Here is a 17,588-nt window from a genome sequence, read left to right as displayed (position 1 = left end):
CCATCAGGGAGCGAGACGCTCCCACTACAAATTTCTTACCCCGCAAAATTAATGTGGTGAAGTAGTAGTAGTAGTAGTAGTAGTAGTCCACCACATAAGTTCTGAGAAGTTATGGTAGTGCGAGCGTCCCGCTCGCTGGCTACCACGAGCGAGCTAGAAGCTTGCGCTTCGCGCACACTTCGTGAACGCACTACGAGAGCGTTACCCATCATATTTAATGTGGTGGAGTAGTAGTGGTCTGTCCCATTAATTCTGATGGGTGTATCCTAAAAACAGAAAGTTTTTTCTCCCCCCTCTTCCCCCTCTCCCGGCATTTTTTATGGGACAAACCAGTAGTGAACTACTATTAGATGCTTCTCGGTGCGGTGTAGGTAGCCGCACCCATGACCAAACAATTCTCCCTCAATATTTATAATATATATACATACGCAAGCAGTTAATTTTCCTCCGTTTTTTTCTTATCCCGGTTTTCTATTATTAGTTTGCGGTACGTAAAGTTGCAAAGTAAAAAAACATCCCCAAAATGGCATGGATCTTAAAACACTAGAATCTAAACTAAACACCAGTGTTGACCGTATCGGAATATGGTGGTTAATTGGAGCGGCTGTAGCGACGATCGCACTATGGCAAATACCCTATGGAGGTTATATTCTATACCCATTCTCCATTCTGGCTACTTGGTTCCACGAAATGGGTCACGGGTTAGCAGCCATACTATTAGGAGGAGACTTTCGTCAACTGCAAATTTTTGCGAATGGTTCTGGTTTTGCACAATATAGCAGTAGATTCGGGCCAATTGGTCGAGCCTTTGTAGCTGCTGCTGGACCGATGGGACCTCCGATTGCAGGAGGTATGTTAATTTTGGCATCCCGCAGTTTCAAAACAGCAAGTTTAAGTTTGAAAATACTAGGTGGAGTTCTGCTCTTATCAGTATTAATTTGGGTACGTTCCTTGTTCGGAATAACCGTAATTTCGCTGTTAGGTTTAATTATCCTGGGTATCGGCTTAAAAGCAAACCGCTGGTTTCAAGGATTTAGCATTCAATTCTTGGGAGTACAAGCCTGTATAAGTACTTACCATCAACTCGATTATTTGTTTACCCGTACCGCAGGACCTTTAGGAGTTTCCGATACAGGACAAATACAGCAACAATTGTTTTTACCTTACTGGTTTTGGGGTGGAATAATGGCGATCGCTTCTCTTGTCATTCTCGTACAAAGTTTGCGAATGGCTTATAAACAGTGAGCAGTTATCAGCGATCGGTAAAAATAAAGATGGGCAAAAAAAGAAGAAATTAGAAATTGAAACTCAAAACCATTTATCAGCCGATTATTTAAGGTACAAGGTTAATATTTTGTACTGATAACTGATAACTGACTCACCCAAACGGTTGTCCCCAAAGCTTCCAATTTTCTTTGTTAAAAGGGGATTTCCATTTTTGAATTAGCGCTAATTCTAACTGTTGTCGGGGTCTGGTAGAATCAGGTGCATCCCACCAAAAAGCGATGTTAACTGCTGTCTTTAAACCGTATTGATAATGCAAATCTTGATACTTTTCAATGTATCGTTTGCAATCGTGGATTCCTTTCCATCTGTGATTAGATTTACAGGTTTCCCCAACATACAGCAGTAAATTTGCGGCCATATCTATAACAAAGTAAAGACAAGCTTGACCCGGACTGTCTGCTGGTAGTCGATAAAATGACAGCGAACAAGGTTTTAATTCAAACGGATCTATTGTATCTGGGTCAACGTGCGCTGAAGATACTTCAAATAAAGCAACTTGCAATACTGGTTCGCTTGTTCTCACTTGTTGTTGATGAGCGGATATTTGCTTTTTCCATTTTTTTAAAGCTTTCACATCCATCAATAACACGGGAGTTCTGCTAATTGCAGAATCAATTTCCGATGGTGAGAACAAATCAAGTTGATTTGTTTTCATATTCCTACAAAAGGTAACTTGGGAATGCTAGCATTATTTTGTGATTTTTAAGACATCTTAAAGGTTTTAATATTTACATTTGTCAGAGAATATTGATTTAAGAGGAAATCGTTGAAAGTAATGATTCTAAACGGTAAAACTTAATTATATTATTGTTAACTTTGAATTAAATTAGTAATAAATATAACAAAGGATGGGCTGCAAGCCCATCCCACAAGAACTATGCTATGTGTAATTCAATTACGGAATGATATAATTTTGCCTGAATATATCGTCAATAATGGTGCGATGTTCGGGGTTCGCAGCATTACGGTAAATCTCATGGAAATCTGCCATGCTATCTTTCTTTCCTGTACGCAAATAAATTCCGGGAACTGCACCTTCATGATTAAACCAGAGATTATCTTTACCATCAGCGCGGGTATCGTGTAAATCCCAGAAAGTTGATGCAACCCAGGACTCGTTACGACCCAAGGGATTTTTACAAGCAAATGCGGGGTTCTCTACTTCAAAATCAAAACCAGCACTTGGAGCAGAGTTTCTCGGTGCTTGCGTCCAGAAAACCATAAAGTTAGCGAATCCTTCAGTTAAGGCTAACCCAGGAGTGTAGCAGCTACCTAAACTATGAGAACCACCAGAGTTGGGAGGTAGTTTATTATTCCAATATTCATAGTTGATTTGATGGGATAATTCGTGCTGCATCACTCCATTACGAGTTGCATGAGACGGAATCAGCCAAATTTTACCTCCAGTATTCGCACAACTCCAAGGATTACCGCTTCCATTTCCACAATCATAGGTGGTGTTAGGAAAAACCACGTCGATGGACTTCTTCCGTAAAGGATTAATTCCCCCATTCCAATAGAGCTTAGACCAAAGATTCATTCCCTCGTCGTAGATTTCACCTAAACCTCTCACTGCACCATTCGCTGTATCTGCAAACCAACCACCTTCATCATGGTTGGTACTGATACTGCTTCTTTGAGGTCCAACCCAACGATAGGTATCTCCAGAAGAATTTTGCGGTGTAAAGAAATCGTTAAAAGCAACGTACTGGAATTTTACAGTCCCTGAAGATTTAGGGAATTGCAATTGCCAAGAACCGTTAGACTGTATCCAATCCTCTGCAACTTTTTTCCAGCTACTACCATCTTTTTGCCATGCACGTACTCTCCATCCAAAAGCAGAATGCAACTGGTTATCTGTACCTTTCCAAGAGAAACGACCTTTTGCATTAATAGTTGTCGCTTTGAGACGGTTGGTATCGGAATTAGGCTTAAATATAGGATTAGGTTTAATAATTGGTTGTCTAATTAATCCCGGTTTAATAGTTCTAATCGGTTCGGTACTACGTCCTTCTTTTCCTCCAGTTTCTGTGGGTATTTTTAAGATGGCTTCTCTATCCATCTCTAATAATTGTTCCATGCGCGGACGCTTTATTGTTTGCGGTGCGCGGGGTATAGAGCCATCATCCATAGATGATTCAAAAGAATTGCCTAATTGAGAATCTCGCACATCAGGAGTCAGAAATAACTTTTCATAAGTAGAAACTTGATATTTCCCTTCTTTGACTAAGAAATACAAATCGACAGTATGTCTTCCTGCAAGTACACCTTCTTCACTTAGCTGTTTAATTTCCACATTAATTTGCCATTTTCCATCCTGAGTAATCGCACCTTGAAATTTTACTGGTGCTGATTGACCTGGTTTGAGCAGTAATTTTTCTTCACTAAATTTAAAGTTATACGATCTAGTTTCAAGAGGCTGTATTTGTAGTATTAAAGGATATTCTGTGACGTTTTCTAGAACAAATGTACCTTGAATTTCCCGTGCGCTTCCTTCTGGCTGAACTTCGCTTCTGCGAGTAACTATACCTAAAGGTTGATTAGCACTGGCTTTAAATGAGATTCCGGTCAATAAAGTTGTTGCGATCGCTAAACTACAAACAATCTTACTAATTTTCATTTTCTGTTTATTTCCTGTTCTTCAGTGTGAATATTTAGCGAACAAAGACAAATCTAAATGTAGCTACAACGTGCTAAACATTAGATATTTTTGTCTTAAAATATACAAGATAATAGCGATACAAATCATTCAACAACAAGCTAAAATTAACCTATTGTTAGTAACGACAAAACAATCTACTTCATTCTCATATAAGTGTAATTACCTTATTCAACTCGCTAATAACTAATACGTCTGTAACTTCTAAAATATTTTGTTACTGACAATTTTTGTGATAAAACTTCATATATTAAATGTAAATCAGCGAATATCCCGATAAAACTGTTTGAGATAGTTTGTATTTACACCTATACCCCAGAGAAAGCCGATGTATAGATAAATGGCATTTGCCTTCCAAGCACCCCAAAGTGCAACACGACGGTCTGAACTTTGCACCACGCGATTTACTAAGTATATTCTTCCCTTATGTACAAGTTTGAGACACAAATCTCCATCTTCCATAATTGGTAACGCTTCATCAAAACCACCGCACTCCCAAAAGTCATTACGACGACAAAACATTACCTGATCGCCGAATAACAACCGTAAACCTTTTAAAAATAAATGAGGTTTAAATAACAATGGGGCGTAATAAGTTTTAAGATAATTGTGCAGCGAAGTACCCCAGCGAGTAGTTTGAGAACCAATCATCAAAGAAATAAACCCGCCACAAGCAACGGTTGGGTCGGTCAAAGTTTTCTCAATTAAACCAATTACATCATCAGGTACGCGGGTATCTGCATGAAGAAAGCATAAAAGATCTCCAGTTGCTTGCTTCGCACCATAGTTCATTTGTACCGAGCGTCCGCAACCTTGAGATTGCAAAACTTGTGTTTTTATCGTTAATGGAAAAGACTTAAAAGCGGATTCTGCAACTTTCACGGTTTCATCTTCGCTACCACCATCAACTACAATAATTTCCCGTGGTGGTGGTGAAAGTAAAGTAAGTTGACGCAAAGTATTATTTAGAGAACTTTCTTCGTTAAAAGTAGGAATTATTATTGAAACTGAGGACATTTTCAAATCAATTATCAAATATCAAATAAATCCCTTAAATACTTACTATAGCAATCCGAATTGATATATGAGGAAATAAGCCTACCTGGCGACTGTAAGTCGCGGCTACACAGGCAAAACCCCTCCGGGTTCACTAGTTTGGCGGGACGGAAACCGACACCGCCAACTAGATTCACCGCCTGCGCGGGTTATTTGAGAAAGTGCATGCAGATGGACTTTGTTTGTATAGTCGCGGTTTTAACTGCCAGCTTGTTTATAAATTTCTTACGAATCATTTAGGATTGCTATATATATCAGCATGATACTTTGATTTAAGCAGTTTTCCCCAGATTAAATTATAAGGATGGACAATTTCTACTTGATGCTGACCTTGAAAAACAGGGTGTCCTTGATTTACCCACTGGAAAACACCACCGCTCAAATTAAAAACATTTTGATATCCTGCAAGCTGTAGCTGTTGAGCAACTTTGGCGCTACGGTAGCCTATTGAACAGTAAACTACGATGGGATTATCTAAAGGAACTTCTGGAAGTTTCACTGTACCTAAATTATCTTCAATTTTTTGTGCCGATTTAATATGACTAACTGCGTATTCCTCCGGAGAACGAGCATCGATAATTAATGGAGCGGGTGTTCCTTGATTGTGTTGTGATAAACCGGAGGCTTGAGGTTTCGTGTATTGCGCTAATTCACAAATCTTTATTGCTCGAACGTTAGGAAAATTCAACTTTAACAGCAGTTCTAGCAAATAAAACATTAAAAATATCTCCAGGACTTGAGAATTTTCTTCATCGTGTCATTGATTTGAGGCATTAGAAGCAATTGTATAGATTTGGAACACGTTTATGCAAATGCAAACAAATTCCTGTTAAGTATTATCACTTACACTTTTACAAAAAAGCTAGTTTGTTTTTACAATAACTTTATTAATAAAAATAAAATTTAGTGCATAATAATACTTAATCAGACCGATGTGATTTGAAGCAGGTTCATCTACCGTAATAACAACGATAATGCGTAATAAATAGATAAGATTATTCTTTAGGAAAAGTAATATTCAGTGTTCTTACTTTGAAGTTACTTTAACCGAGTTAATTTTTTGATTACGTATTTAACTAAATACTTGGTGCTTTACTAATTAATTTTTTGAGTAGTTATAAACAAATATCATAGCTACAAACTTTAAAAGATTAATTTTCAACTGATAATTTTTTACAATGTTAAGGAACCTTAGATATGTCTATTCCAACCATATTAAAAAGAATATCCATCGCTGCTGCTGGTGCTGCGACAATCGCGTTGACAGCTACTTCAGCCGCTTCTGCTGCTTCAATATCATTTGATTTTGCTGGTTCACTTGAAGGACCCAAAGAATCATTTATATTTGACAAAGATGACTTGAATGTAACTGCAACAGGAATACTTAATAATGGTACAAGTCGCAATGTTATCAGATCCCAAAACGGCTTAGGAGTTAACGAAGGTGTTGGAGAACGTCAAGAAATCGATGGTGATGCATTAGGAAAAAAAGAGACGCTTAATTTAGGCTTCAATAAATTAGTAAAATTACTTTCTGCTACCTTTACTAAAGTTGATACCAACGACGACTTTAAACTGTTTGTGGATGGAACCCAATTAGTTGCTGCTGCAATTCCTGGTGGTAACGTTACTGATACAGGTGTTGGTACTTTCGACTTTAGCTCATTAAATGCAAAGGGTACAGTGCTAGGTTTCAGTGTTGGTGAGGATACAGGAAACGAATACTTCTTAAAAGCTGTAGAAGTTCAAGAAGTTCCCGAACCTACAACTATCTTAGGTTCATTATTAGTCAGTGGATTCGGTGCGATGTTTTATAAAAAGCGTAAAAATCAGTCTGATGTAACAGCGTAAATAATCAGAAATATAGTTGTTTCTCACAAGTATATTATCTTTAACCCGGTTTCTTTATGAAGACGGGTTTTTCTTTTAAGTAGAAATATCGTATTTGCGGTATCTTTAGCTTTTTGTTAATTGGAAGTTGTTTTATTTGCTACTACTATTTTTAGATGATGGCAGGATGGGGAGTCAAAACTCAAACTCCTAAATCTTAATCTAAAATCCAAAATCTAAAATCCGATGTCGTAGCTTCCACACTCGCACGATTTAACACAATGTATTTAAAATATGAAGGAAGGTTAAGACGTTTTCACAAATAAGAGTTATTAACAATGGGATTATTCGGACTTGGTAAAAAGCAGACTATACCTACTCCAGAAGAAGCTTTACCGGGAAGAGCGGAGCCGATGCAGGTACCGGAAAAACATTATGTCAACGGTAATCCTCTCAAGTCTCCTTTTCCTGAAGGTATGGAAAAAGCTGTATTTGGGATGGGATGTTTTTGGGGTGCGGAACGTAAATTTTGGCAGTTAGACGGAGTTTATACTACTGCTGTAGGTTATGCTGCTGGTTCAACCCCGAACCCTACATATAAAGAAGTGTGTAGTGGAAAGACTGGTCATAATGAAGTTGTGCTAGTTGTGTACGACCCCGAAAAAGTGAGTTACGAACAACTGTTAAAGACTTTTTGGGAAAGCCATAACCCTACTCAAGGAATGCGTCAGGGAAATGATGCTGGTACTCAGTATCGTTCGGGTATTTACACATATTCGGAAGCTCAGAAAAAGCTTGCAGAAGCATCCCTCGATTCTTATCAACAAGCTTTGAAGGCAGAAGGTTATGGGGATATCACTACAGAAATTCTTGATGCTCCCGAATTTTACTATGCTGAAGACTACCATCAGCAGTACCTTGCCAAAAATCCCAACGGTTATTGTGGATTAGGTGGAACTAATGTTGCTTGTCCGATAGGTGTAATGAGTTAAAGGTAAAAACGTTGATAGTTGCGCTAACTTTTCTTAGCAATAGCGCAACTACAAACTAAGTAGGTCGGCGTTGAAAATTGCGATCGGGACAAGGGAGTAGGGAATAGGGAGCAGTCAGTAGGGTAAGGCTTTGTTGACATTTCAATACTGCTCGGATAAGAAGAGGTAGGGAGCGAAATAACTCAGATAGTTAGAACTTACGCAAAATTTACTTCTACACAATAATCGAGAAATATCTTTACTTTTATTTATAATTTGTCACAATATAGAGATCGGTCATATACGCAACTTAATATTAATCAACTTTAAGTCTTATGTCTTTTTCAAGTACCGCGATCGATAATTCCAACGAAAACCTCAACCAACCTTGGGAAATCAAACTACTTTACGACGGTGAATGTCCCTTATGTTTGCGCGAAGTTAACTTTTTACAAAAACGCGATGCTGGCAGAGGTAAAGTTGCGTTTGTAGATATTGCATCAGATCATTACAGCCCAGAAGAAAATGGTGGAGTTGACTTTGAAACCGCGATGGGACGAATTCACGGTGTATTACCCGACGGTACGGTAATTAAAAACGTCGAAGTTTTCCGTCGGGTTTACGAAGCTTTGGGGATGGGATGGGTTTATGCGATAACCAAGTTACCGATTTTGGGGGCGTTAGCTAACTTTATTTACGGTATTTGGGCAGATTTGCGGTTGAAGCTTACGGGAAGACCTAGTTTAGAAACTGTTGTTAAAGAGCGTCGGGAAAGACTTGGTTGTGATGATGAAGGGCGTTGTCGGGTGGATTAGCAATAAGGTATCAAATGGTAGTAGAGCAATACCCTCGAAGGGTATCGCTACAGGAACGAAGCCCACCTGCGTGGGCTAATGAAGAATTCAGCCCACGCAGGTGGGCTTTGCAATTGTAGCCCCAGGCTTCTAGCCTGCGGGCGTTTTGTTTGCGGGTATTTTTTTGACTGTTTTATGCAAAGCAGCAAAAAGTCAATATTTTTTGCATTAAAAAATACTTAAGTTGAATTACCTATATCTATCTTTCATAGATTTTAGGAAATTTTTAAAATTACCGTATTTCTTCTAATTCCCAGACACTATTTCATTAAGTTAATTTGAATGAAGTTGGTAGAAGTCATTTATAAATAAAGTAAACTTAATATTTAATAAATTGCTTTTTCGGTTATTAGGATATCAAATGTTTTCGCCATTAATTGAGAATAAACTTGGTTTCTCAAACACCGTTAATAGCTAATATTTTAGTGTTTACTTTATTCTGACTTACGCACAGCCTCTAAATTAACTGAGGTTGAGGAAATTTAAATGTCTAGAATTCTAGCTTTTTAGTTACCGTTACGCAAGTCCTATTTATAAATAATCTCTTCATTACTAAGATTGATTGAAATATTACAAATTAAAACATGATTGCAAATACACTAGTTGAAGTAAACAATCGGCTTGGTAATTTTACTTTCATCTTAATATCGGTTGTTCTATCAGCAGTCGTGTGCTTTAAAGCTATTCCTTTCACCACAGACTTAATGGTGAATTCGGCAGCTGGTTTAGCAGGAAAATATTTTGGTTCAAACCAGCGCACTTTAGTAATTAACGCTAGTACAAACAATCCCGAGCTTTTTTCGATGTTAATTTCCTTGAGTCTGCTGCGCTTAGGAGGAATTGCTAATCCATTAGGTTCAAATTTCACGAATATGTACTTAATGTTTTTTATAGCTCCCGTGTTTGTGGCAGGCAAATGGTTGCTTACAGGTCGTTCAGATAAGCTCTTAAGTTTGAGAAAGTTAGTCAATAAGGAGCGTGGACTATTCTTATGGCATACACTCATCGCCTTTTTCATGTTTGTTTTTGCTAGCTTAGCTTATTGGTGTTTAACGGGAGCTTTTCAGTTTTCGCCCGTAACCGAGAATGCTCCTCGGCAATGGTACTGGTTAGTAACATCTGGAATAATAGGTGTATGTGGAGTATTTTTGTATTTATTTTTTGAGCGAAATCTCAAAAGACAAAGACCAGAATTATTTGACGATATTAATGATGAACAGCAGAATGCTAGCTGGAGTGCTTTTGGTGTAGGAACTATTGGTTTAATTGCCAGCACTTATATCCTTAATTCTCTTTTCCTTGCTTGGACAGAATTATATTCTGATTCACTAAGCAGTATTTTTGGGGTAGCAATCTTTGCAGGTTTGCATTATTTTGTCGGCTCTATTGTTACTTCGCTCCCAGAACTAACTGTCGCAGTGGAAAATTATGAACGCTTGACTTCTCCCGATCTGAATACGGCATTAGCTTCCGCTAGCGCTTCTAATATGACTAATCTAGCTATTGCAGCGATTGGCGCTATTCTAGCGACAGTTATCGCAGGTTTTCATTTTCAAATCAGCTTATAAGTTTACTGTTTCTATTTAAGGAGATTCTCGAACATGACTATTACTTTAACTAAGGGAGAACGCATATCCCTCGATAAAGTTGCACCAGGACTATCGGAAGTATTTGTTGGTATGGGGTGGGATGTTAAAGCAACAGATACTGGTCGTGACTTTGATTTAGATTCATCTATTTTCCTACTGGGTGCAAATGAAAAAATGCTTTCTGATGCCCATTTTATCTATTACAACAACCTTACCAGCCCAGACACAGACAAATCAGTTCAACACACTGGAGATAACCTAACTGGTGCGGGTGAAGGGGATGATGAAACTATCAAAATCAACCTGAAAAAAGTACCGACTGAGATTCAAAAAATTGTCATTGCTGTAACTATTCATGAAGCCTTAGAACGCGAGCAGAATTTTGGTCAAGTTCAAAATGCTTTTGTACGGATTGTCAATTCCCAGACCAGTGAAGAAATTGTTCGCTACGACCTTGCAGAAGACTACTCTACGGAGACATCTATGATTATGGCTGAGCTTTACTCTAAAGATGGAGAATGGCGTGTCAAAGCTGTAGGTTCTGGCTATCAGAAGGGCTTACAGGCACTGTTAGATGGTTACAAGTAGAGAATTCAGAGACAAGATTGAATTAACCAAATTAAAAATTTAAAGGAGTTTATCAAATAATGACAGTTACACTGAAAAAAGGACAACGTGTATCGCTAGATAAAGTTGCACCAGGACTTACTGAGATATTTGTTGGTTTGGGTTGGGATGTCAAGCCGACAGATACTGGCTACGATTTTGACTTAGATGCTTGTGCTTTCTTGTTGGGAAGTAACGAAAAAGTTATTTCTGACCAACACTTTATTTTCTATAACAACCTTACTAGTCCAGACGCAGGTAAATCAGTTCAACACACCGGAGATAACCTTACAGGTGAAGGTGATGGTGACGATGAAGTAATCAACATCGATTTAAAAAAAGTTCCTGCTGAAGTTCAAAAAATTGTCATTACTGTAACAATTCATGAAGCTGTAGAACGCGCTCAGAATTTCGGTCAAGTTCAAAATGCTTTTGTAAGGGTTATCAATGCTCAGACAACTCAAGAAGTAGTTCGATACGACTTGGTTGAAGATTATTCAGTTGAAACTGCCCTAATTATGGCGGAAATCTATCGTAAAGACGGAGAATGGCGGTTGAATGCCGTTGGCTCCGGTTATCAAGGTGGATTGCAAGCTTTACTAAATCGTTATCAGAATTAAAAAATAAGCGTTGTCAATTCTAGTGAAAATTTGAGTAATAACGGAGTCTATAAAACTTCGTTTTTACTAGGATTTTAGGATTTAATTAATCCGATTTTCGATAAAGTGACTAATTCACTAAATCACATTACAAGGTAATTTAATGCCACAAACAATAGACCTTAAAAAGAAAGCTGATATTAATTTGCTTAAATCTAAAGTAGAGATAATTCTCAAAAAAAAAGGAATTAATAATTTAGTAGCAAGAGTTGCATTAGTTTTAGATATTTCTGGTTCCATGACTAATCAGTATGATTCTGGAGCAGTACAAGCATTTCTGGAAAGAATAGTTCCAGTTGCTAGCAAGCTAGATAATGATCATAATTTAGATGTTTGGTTCTTTGGCTCGAAATTTAAAAGAACTAAATCTGTTACTGAAGAGACTTTAGATAGATATGTAGAAAAAGAGTGTGGAGAAAAAGTTAAAACTTTAATTTTTTTTGAAACTTCATCACTGATGAAAGAGTTAGGTATGGGTAACAACGAGCCTCTAGTTATTAATGATGTCATCAAAAAATATACTCAAGAAGAATCTAGTAAATTACCTACATTTGTTATATTTCTTAGTGATGGTGGGGTTACGAATCATGAAGAGATAAAAAAAGCATTAGTAAAAGCAGCAAAATACCCGATTTTTTGGCAATTTGTTGGATTAGGAGGTTCCAATTACGGAATCTTAGAAGAATTAGATAATATGCCAGGAAGAATAATTGACAATGCTAACTTTTTTCATGTAGATGACTTACAAAAAATAACTGACGACGAATTATATCAGAGACTCATTGATGAGTTTCCACTTTGGGTCAAACAAGCAAAAAATAAAAATATATTACAAGGATAAAAATGACTATTTCTTTACAAAAAGGACAGCGAATCTCTCTTTCTAAGGAAGCACCAGGTCTAACTAAATTAATCTGTGGACTGGGTTGGGATGTTGCTAAGCGTTCGGGTGGTGGATTTTTTAGTAATTTTGGCGGTAGCGGACATGACTACGATCTAGATGCATCTGTCATTTGCTTAGATGCGAACGGTAAGCTTACAGATAACAAAAATGTTATTTACTTTGGTAACTTGCAGCATTCATCTAGAGCCATTATTCATCAAGGAGACAACTTGACTGGTGCTGGTGATGGAGATGACGAGGTAATTATCATGGATTTGCCTCGTATCCCCGTCAATATTGCCAAGCTGATATTTGTCGTTAATATCTATGAATGTGTTACTCGCAAGCAAGATTTTGGTCAAATAGAAAATGCTTTTGTTCGTTTAGTCAACTCATCTAATAATAAAGAACTGGCTCGATACAATTTATCTGGCAAGGAATATATGGGTATGACTGGAATGATTTTGGCAGAAGTATATCGTCACAATAACGAGTGGAAAATGGCGGCGATCGGCAATGGAGTTAATGTCCCTGGGTTAGGGAAACTCATTGAGTCTTACTGTTAAATACCAAGTAAACCTATTATGCCTATTACACTTCAGAAAAGCGGCGATTCACACAAAATAGACCTGAGTAAAACAGGTGGCTCAAAGCAACTGACAGTTCATGTCAATTTGAATTGGAATCAGCAGTCCAATCAAAATTCAGGATTTTTCACTAAACTACTCGCAGGTAACAGCGCTCCCGATCTTGATTTAGGCTGTATGTATGAAACGGTTGACGGTGTTAAAGGAGTTATCCAACCTCTAGGTGGAAAATTTGGTTCTAAAAATTCTTCTCCTTACATCTTTCTTGATAAAGATGACCGTACTGGGACAGCTACAGACGGGGAAAACATGACTATTTACAAACCTGAGACGATTAAGCGAGTGATGTTTTTTGCTCTTATTTATCAGGGAGCATCTGATTTTAGCTCTGTAGGTGGTCGAATGTTTTTCAAAATTAATGGCGAAGAAGTTTATTTAGAACTCAATAACCCAGATAGAAATCGAACTTTTTGTGCTGCTGCTATGGTGAACAATCTCGGCTCTCAAATAACCATTTTGAAGGAAGAAAGATACTTCAGCGGACATCAAGAAGCAGATAAATTCTATAGTTTTGGCTTTAATTGGGTAGCTGGCTCTAAGTAAAATGTCACTTTACGATCGCCTAAATTTAAAAAAGACCAGTCGTAAGCTTAAAGTCCCGATTTGGGAACGGATCAATCTAGAAAGACCTGAAAAGTCTCGTTGTCAAGGTTGCCGTTCCCCTATCCAGACAAATTGGCGAGTTTGTCCGCTCTGTGGATGGTTAATTGCCAATCAAAACAAAGAAACTCGCCGCTGCATCTGGGTTGATATCTCAGGGATGGGCTTTATTATTCAAGAACAAAGAACCATGTTAGAAGAAATTTTGGCAGATGCATTTGCTAAAATTTTCGGTGCTTTTAGAAGCGTTAATGTATTTTTAACCTCAGATCCACCCGATTCAAGAGAATGGGGAGAAAACTTTACTCATGTTTATGTATTTGTTGCTGAAGAACAAGCCGACTACTTAGGAATTGCTAGCTTTATTCTTGGCAAAGTTACAGATTGTGCGGGTGTTCGGATAGATAATATACTTAATGCTTCTTATCTAGCAAGTCTGAGTTTTAATCAGATATCTAATTTGGTTGCTAACACTATTGCTCACGAAATTGGTCACACATTAGGATTGGATCACTCTTTACTGCCATCTGATGTAATGAACGATGGTTTAGACCATAGAATCCACAGTTTAATGCCTCCCTCTTTTCATGTAGAGCAGATTAACTTAATGAATGGTGCTATTCGTAAACATAAATCTTAAGTAAGTCCTTCTTTTTCACTTAATAAAAAATTGTCATTTTAAACCTGTATCGTCTATAGATAGGCGATTTTTTTTGAGCCGCTTTAATCTAATTTATAAATTTATAATTCTTCATTCATTATCTAAATTTGTAAATAAAGATTCTAAATCTTGACGACCACTAATTACTCGCAAAATTTCAACCCCATCATCAATTACTTGATAAATAATAATATATCCATCTAATGGTAAACCACGTAATGAAGGTTTTATATAAGCATAACTGCGTCCTATTTTGGGAAAGTTCGCCAAGTTTTTGCACTTTTTATTAAACTCCCTAAATAATTTTTCTCCTGCTTCAAGATTGCGTGTGAGAAAATAATCAGCAATCTGATTTAAATCTCTAGTTGCAGATGGTGAAATAATATAATTACTCATTCTTGTCTCTCACGAGCTTTTTGAAATCTTTCTAATATTTGATTCACTACAGTTTCACCATCCAAACCTTCTCCACGTTCAAGCTCTGCAATAGCAACATCAACTTTTTCACGAGTTTCTTCTATCCACTGAGCATATTCAACATTCAACTTTTCTAACAATTGAAATGCGATATCAGCTACTTCTTCAGGATTGTTATATCTACCTGTAGCAATTTGCGCTTGAATAAATTTTTCGTGTTCTTTTTTTATTTGAATATGCATTGGTTATCTGTCCTAATTAATAAAACCATATTTTGTAGGGTGTGTGACGCTTACGAAAAATATTGTACGTAGCGAGCGATAATATTTATAACGTCACGCACCATTTTTTATTTTAACAATCCCGTAATTTTGTTAAAGGATAGATGGTGCGTTAGACGAACATTTTAATTGATCTGTTAAATCAGTATACAGTCGTGCGTCTAACACACCCTACAAGAAATTAATTATCATTTTTTACTCTTCCTCTCTCCCCCTCTTCCCTCCGCGCTCTCCGCGCTCTCTGCGGTTTATAATCCCAAAAATCTTGACAATCACCAATAAATTTAGTACAAATGCACTAAAAGCTTATATTAAACCTATATTCCCAAACTCTTAAAAGGAGGCGTACAAGCGTGCAATCCACCCAACCAGAAATCAAACAACGAATCGAAGAACTACGAAAACTCCTAATCCAAGCCAGCTACGCCTACTACGTCCTCGACGCTCCCACCATAGAAGACGCAATCTACGATAAATTGTATCGCGAATTGCAGGATTTGGAAACACAATACCCGGAATTAATTACTCCCGATAGTCCAACGCAACGAGTAGGTGAAAAACCTGCAACTGGCTTCACTTCGGTACGTCACAATATTCCGTTGTACAGTTTAGAAAATGCTTTCGATGTTGACGAATTAAAAAATTGGGATGAAAGATGGCGAAGAAATGCATCTCCGCAAGAAAATGTAGATTATGTCTGCGAGTTGAAAATTGATGGTAATGCTTTAGCTTTAACCTACGAAAATGGCATTTTAGTAAGGGGTGTAACTCGCGGTGATGGGGTGAGTGGGGAAGATATTACTCAAAACGTGCGGACAATTCGTTCGATTCCTTTAAGATTGAATTTGGATGATATTGAAATAGAAAATCACGATTCGTTACAACAAATAGAAGTACGTGGTGAAACGTTTTTACCTTTGGATGTATTTGAAAAAATCAATCAGGAAAGATTATCATCTGGTGAAAGTCAATTTGCTAACCCCCGAAATGCGACTGCTGGTACTTTACGACAGTTAGATTCTCGCAAGGTAGATAAAAGACGCTTAGATTTCTTTGCTTATACTTTGCAAATTCCCGGTATGGATGATGCTTTTGCGAATAATCAATGGGAAGCTTTGGAATTATTACGAAAATTAGGCTTTAAAGTAAACCCAAATAAACAACTTTGTCATTCCTTAGATGAAGTTGCTCAATATTATCAGCATTGGGATACCGAACGGTTAAACTTACCTTATATGACCGATGGTGTTGTCGTAAAGCTCAACTCATTCCCGTTACAGCAAGAATTAGGCTTTACAAACAAATTCCCTCGGTGGGCGATCGCACTTAAATACGCAGCCGAAGAAGCACCAACTCGCGTGGAGAATATTTCGGTAAATGTCGGTAGAACTGGCGCACTGACTCCCTTGGCGGAAATGTACCCCGTCCAGCTTGCCGGAACTACAGTATCGAGAGCTACACTACATAATGGCGATCGCATTTCCCAATTAGACATCCGAGTTGGGGATACCGTCATCGTGCGTAAAGCCGGGGAAATCATTCCGGAAGTGGTACGAGTACTTAAGGAATTGCGTCCGGAAAATACCACACCTTTTGAAATGCCTACGAATTGTCCGGTTTGCGGTCAACCCGTGGTCAGAGAAAAGGGTGAAGCGGTGACGAGATGCGTTAATACCAACTGTGCTGCAATTCTCAAAGGTTCCATAGAGCATTGGGTAAGTCGCAACGCTTTAGATATTCGGGGTATGGGTGAGAAAGTAGTGCATCAATTGGTAGATAAGAAAGTAGTTAATTCTGTAGCTGATTTATACGAATTGACGGCAGAAACATTAGCTAATTTAGAAAGAATGGGTCAAAAATCGGCAGAAAAGCTGATAGATGCCATTGAAAAATCGAAAGATCAACCTTGGTCGCGGGTATTATATGGATTAGGAATCCGTCATGTAGGAAGTGCGATCGCTCAAACCGTAACTGAGAAATTTGATAGTGTAGAGAAATTAGCCGCAGCCAAAGTTACAGATATCGAAGCCATTTACGGAATAGGTGTAGAAATCGCCGAAAGTATCGATAAATGGTTTCGTATAGAAGCCAATCAAACATTAATTGAACGTTTGCAAAATACCGGATTGCAGCTTGTAGAAACGCAACCAGCACCATCTGTGATTAATCAAAAATTAGCCGGTAAAACTTTCGTTGTCACCGGAACATTACCTACCTTAACGCGGGATGAAGCCAAGGAATTGATTCAGAAATTTGCGGGAAAAGTATCTAATTCAATTAGTAAAAGCACAGATTATCTGGTAGTAGGAGAAAACGCCGGTTCTAAATTAGCAAAAGCCGAGAAATTGGGGATTGCTCAATTGAGCGAACAGCAGTTATTGGAAATGGTGAAATAATCAATTATCAATTTATAGGAAATTATCTTTTTCGTAGTGCGAGCATCTTGCTCGCTCGTTACACAAAAAATAGCTCGGTAATCGATATAAATATAGAGCAAAATGCAAAAACTACAATGATATCTTGCAACCTTCCAAAAGTCCGCGCAGGCGGGATTTGTTCCTGTAGCCCCACCCTTCGAGGGTGAGTAT

At 37.8% G+C, this 17,588-nt stretch carries 18 protein-coding genes; 12 read left to right on the top strand and 6 right to left on the bottom strand.

Annotated features, from left to right (window positions below):
• The first annotated feature begins 528 nt into the window (after positions 1–528).
• Positions 529–1,245, top strand: coding sequence for a M50 family metallopeptidase (locus VB797_RS17025; RefSeq protein WP_323238904.1), 717 nt, complete (start codon positions 529–531; stop codon positions 1,243–1,245).
• A 133-nt stretch (positions 1,246–1,378) separates the two neighbouring features.
• Here VB797_RS17025 and VB797_RS17020 read toward each other — a convergent pair whose 3' ends face one another.
• From VB797_RS17020 to VB797_RS17005, 4 genes are all read right to left on the bottom strand, one after another.
• On the bottom strand, positions 1,379–1,942 hold the full coding sequence (locus tag VB797_RS17020; RefSeq protein ID WP_323238903.1) for a GIY-YIG nuclease family protein: 564 nt from the start codon (positions 1,940–1,942) through the stop codon (positions 1,379–1,381).
• Positions 1,943–2,182: 240 nt separating this feature from the next.
• Positions 2,183–3,907: a hypothetical protein gene (locus tag VB797_RS17015; RefSeq protein ID WP_323238902.1), complete on the bottom strand. Its 1,725-nt coding sequence runs from the start codon at positions 3,905–3,907 to the stop codon at positions 2,183–2,185.
• A gap of 300 nt (positions 3,908–4,207) precedes the next feature.
• A complete protein-coding gene (locus tag VB797_RS17010) occupies positions 4,208–4,963 on the bottom strand; it encodes a TIGR04283 family arsenosugar biosynthesis glycosyltransferase (protein ID WP_323238901.1) in 756 nt (251 codons plus the stop codon).
• A 271-nt stretch (positions 4,964–5,234) separates the two neighbouring features.
• Positions 5,235–5,720: a rhodanese-like domain-containing protein gene (locus VB797_RS17005; RefSeq protein ID WP_323238900.1), complete on the bottom strand. Its 486-nt coding sequence runs from the start codon at positions 5,718–5,720 to the stop codon at positions 5,235–5,237.
• 479 nt (positions 5,721–6,199) lie between these two features.
• On the opposite strand from VB797_RS17005, the gene VB797_RS17000 reads away from it, so the two are divergent.
• The 10 genes from VB797_RS17000 to VB797_RS16955 all read left to right on the top strand — a co-directional run bounded on the left by VB797_RS17000 (position 6,200) and on the right by VB797_RS16955 (position 14,281).
• Complete coding sequence (locus VB797_RS17000) at positions 6,200–6,853, top strand: PEP-CTERM sorting domain-containing protein (RefSeq protein ID WP_323238899.1); 654 nt, start codon at positions 6,200–6,202, stop codon at positions 6,851–6,853.
• 317 nt (positions 6,854–7,170) lie between these two features.
• Entirely contained in the window at positions 7,171–7,824 is a 654-nt protein-coding gene (gene msrA, locus VB797_RS16995) for a peptide-methionine (S)-S-oxide reductase MsrA (RefSeq protein ID WP_323238898.1), read from the top strand.
• 314 nt (positions 7,825–8,138) lie between these two features.
• Positions 8,139–8,618, top strand: a complete 480-nt coding sequence (locus tag VB797_RS16990) for a DUF393 domain-containing protein (protein WP_323238897.1) — start codon at positions 8,139–8,141, stop codon at positions 8,616–8,618.
• 623 nt (positions 8,619–9,241) lie between these two features.
• Complete coding sequence (locus VB797_RS16985) at positions 9,242–10,225, top strand: hypothetical protein (protein ID WP_323238896.1); 984 nt, start codon at positions 9,242–9,244, stop codon at positions 10,223–10,225.
• A 33-nt stretch (positions 10,226–10,258) separates the two neighbouring features.
• Complete coding sequence (locus tag VB797_RS16980; protein ID WP_323238895.1) at positions 10,259–10,834, top strand: TerD family protein; 576 nt, start codon at positions 10,259–10,261, stop codon at positions 10,832–10,834.
• 59 nt (positions 10,835–10,893) lie between these two features.
• Entirely contained in the window at positions 10,894–11,472 is a 579-nt protein-coding gene (locus VB797_RS16975) for a TerD family protein (protein ID WP_323238894.1), read from the top strand.
• Between the two features lie 142 nt (positions 11,473–11,614).
• Positions 11,615–12,352, top strand: coding sequence for a VWA domain-containing protein (locus VB797_RS16970; protein ID WP_323238893.1), 738 nt, complete (start codon positions 11,615–11,617; stop codon positions 12,350–12,352).
• A 2-nt stretch (positions 12,353–12,354) separates the two neighbouring features.
• Positions 12,355–12,960 carry a TerD family protein gene (locus VB797_RS16965; protein ID WP_323238892.1) on the top strand — a complete coding sequence of 202 codons (606 nt, stop codon included), beginning with the start codon at positions 12,355–12,357 and terminating at the stop codon, positions 12,958–12,960.
• A gap of 18 nt (positions 12,961–12,978) precedes the next feature.
• Positions 12,979–13,584, top strand: coding sequence for a tellurium resistance protein TerA (locus tag VB797_RS16960; protein ID WP_323238891.1), 606 nt, complete (start codon positions 12,979–12,981; stop codon positions 13,582–13,584).
• A gap of 1 nt (position 13,585) precedes the next feature.
• Positions 13,586–14,281 carry a zinc-dependent metalloprotease family protein gene (locus VB797_RS16955; RefSeq protein ID WP_323238890.1) on the top strand — a complete coding sequence of 232 codons (696 nt, stop codon included), beginning with the start codon at positions 13,586–13,588 and terminating at the stop codon, positions 14,279–14,281.
• 111 nt (positions 14,282–14,392) lie between these two features.
• Here the strand turns inward: VB797_RS16955 and VB797_RS16950 are convergent, their stop codons facing one another.
• The gene (locus tag VB797_RS16950) at positions 14,393–14,698 is read right to left on the bottom strand and encodes a type II toxin-antitoxin system RelE/ParE family toxin (RefSeq protein WP_323238889.1); all 306 of its coding nucleotides are present in this window, start codon (positions 14,696–14,698) and stop codon (positions 14,393–14,395) included.
• Entirely contained in the window at positions 14,695–14,961 is a 267-nt protein-coding gene (locus tag VB797_RS16945; protein WP_323238888.1) for a ribbon-helix-helix domain-containing protein, read from the bottom strand. The genes VB797_RS16950 and VB797_RS16945 overlap by 4 nt, the downstream gene beginning before the upstream one ends.
• 392 nt (positions 14,962–15,353) lie before the next feature.
• Between VB797_RS16945 and ligA the strand changes: the two genes are divergently transcribed.
• On the top strand, positions 15,354–17,396 hold the full coding sequence (gene ligA / locus VB797_RS16940) for an NAD-dependent DNA ligase LigA (RefSeq protein ID WP_323238887.1): 2,043 nt from the start codon (positions 15,354–15,356) through the stop codon (positions 17,394–17,396).
• Positions 17,397–17,588: the final 192 nt, after the last annotated feature.

The sequence above is a fragment of the Rivularia sp. UHCC 0363 genome, assembly GCF_034931125.1.
Lineage (GTDB): Bacteria > Cyanobacteriota > Cyanobacteriia > Cyanobacteriales > Nostocaceae > Rivularia.
This window is presented reverse-complemented; position numbering and strand designations above follow the sequence as displayed.

What these genes read in the sequence shown, in the direction of transcription:
- VB797_RS17005 (WP_323238900.1), bottom strand. Translation starts at nt 5,720, where the DNA reads ATGTTTTATTTGCTAGAACTGCTGTTAAAGTTGAATTTTCCTAACGTT.
- VB797_RS17025 (WP_323238904.1), top strand. Translation starts at nt 529, where the DNA reads ATGGATCTTAAAACACTAGAATCTAAACTAAACACCAGTGTTGACCGT.
- VB797_RS17020 (WP_323238903.1), bottom strand. Translation starts at nt 1,942, where the DNA reads ATGAAAACAAATCAACTTGATTTGTTCTCACCATCGGAAATTGATTCT.
- VB797_RS16985 (WP_323238896.1), top strand. Translation starts at nt 9,242, where the DNA reads ATGATTGCAAATACACTAGTTGAAGTAAACAATCGGCTTGGTAATTTT.
- VB797_RS16960 (WP_323238891.1), top strand. Translation starts at nt 12,979, where the DNA reads ATGCCTATTACACTTCAGAAAAGCGGCGATTCACACAAAATAGACCTG.
- VB797_RS17010 (WP_323238901.1), bottom strand. Translation starts at nt 4,963, where the DNA reads ATGTCCTCAGTTTCAATAATAATTCCTACTTTTAACGAAGAAAGTTCT.
- VB797_RS16990 (WP_323238897.1), top strand. Translation starts at nt 8,139, where the DNA reads ATGTCTTTTTCAAGTACCGCGATCGATAATTCCAACGAAAACCTCAAC.
- VB797_RS16945 (WP_323238888.1), bottom strand. Translation starts at nt 14,961, where the DNA reads ATGCATATTCAAATAAAAAAAGAACACGAAAAATTTATTCAAGCGCAA.
- VB797_RS16980 (WP_323238895.1), top strand. Translation starts at nt 10,259, where the DNA reads ATGACTATTACTTTAACTAAGGGAGAACGCATATCCCTCGATAAAGTT.
- VB797_RS16970 (WP_323238893.1), top strand. Translation starts at nt 11,615, where the DNA reads ATGCCACAAACAATAGACCTTAAAAAGAAAGCTGATATTAATTTGCTT.
- VB797_RS17000 (WP_323238899.1), top strand. Translation starts at nt 6,200, where the DNA reads ATGTCTATTCCAACCATATTAAAAAGAATATCCATCGCTGCTGCTGGT.
- VB797_RS17015 (WP_323238902.1), bottom strand. Translation starts at nt 3,907, where the DNA reads ATGAAAATTAGTAAGATTGTTTGTAGTTTAGCGATCGCAACAACTTTA.
- msrA (WP_323238898.1), top strand. Translation starts at nt 7,171, where the DNA reads ATGGGATTATTCGGACTTGGTAAAAAGCAGACTATACCTACTCCAGAA.
- VB797_RS16955 (WP_323238890.1), top strand. Translation starts at nt 13,586, where the DNA reads ATGTCACTTTACGATCGCCTAAATTTAAAAAAGACCAGTCGTAAGCTT.
- VB797_RS16975 (WP_323238894.1), top strand. Translation starts at nt 10,894, where the DNA reads ATGACAGTTACACTGAAAAAAGGACAACGTGTATCGCTAGATAAAGTT.
- VB797_RS16950 (WP_323238889.1), bottom strand. Translation starts at nt 14,698, where the DNA reads ATGAGTAATTATATTATTTCACCATCTGCAACTAGAGATTTAAATCAG.
- VB797_RS16965 (WP_323238892.1), top strand. Translation starts at nt 12,355, where the DNA reads ATGACTATTTCTTTACAAAAAGGACAGCGAATCTCTCTTTCTAAGGAA.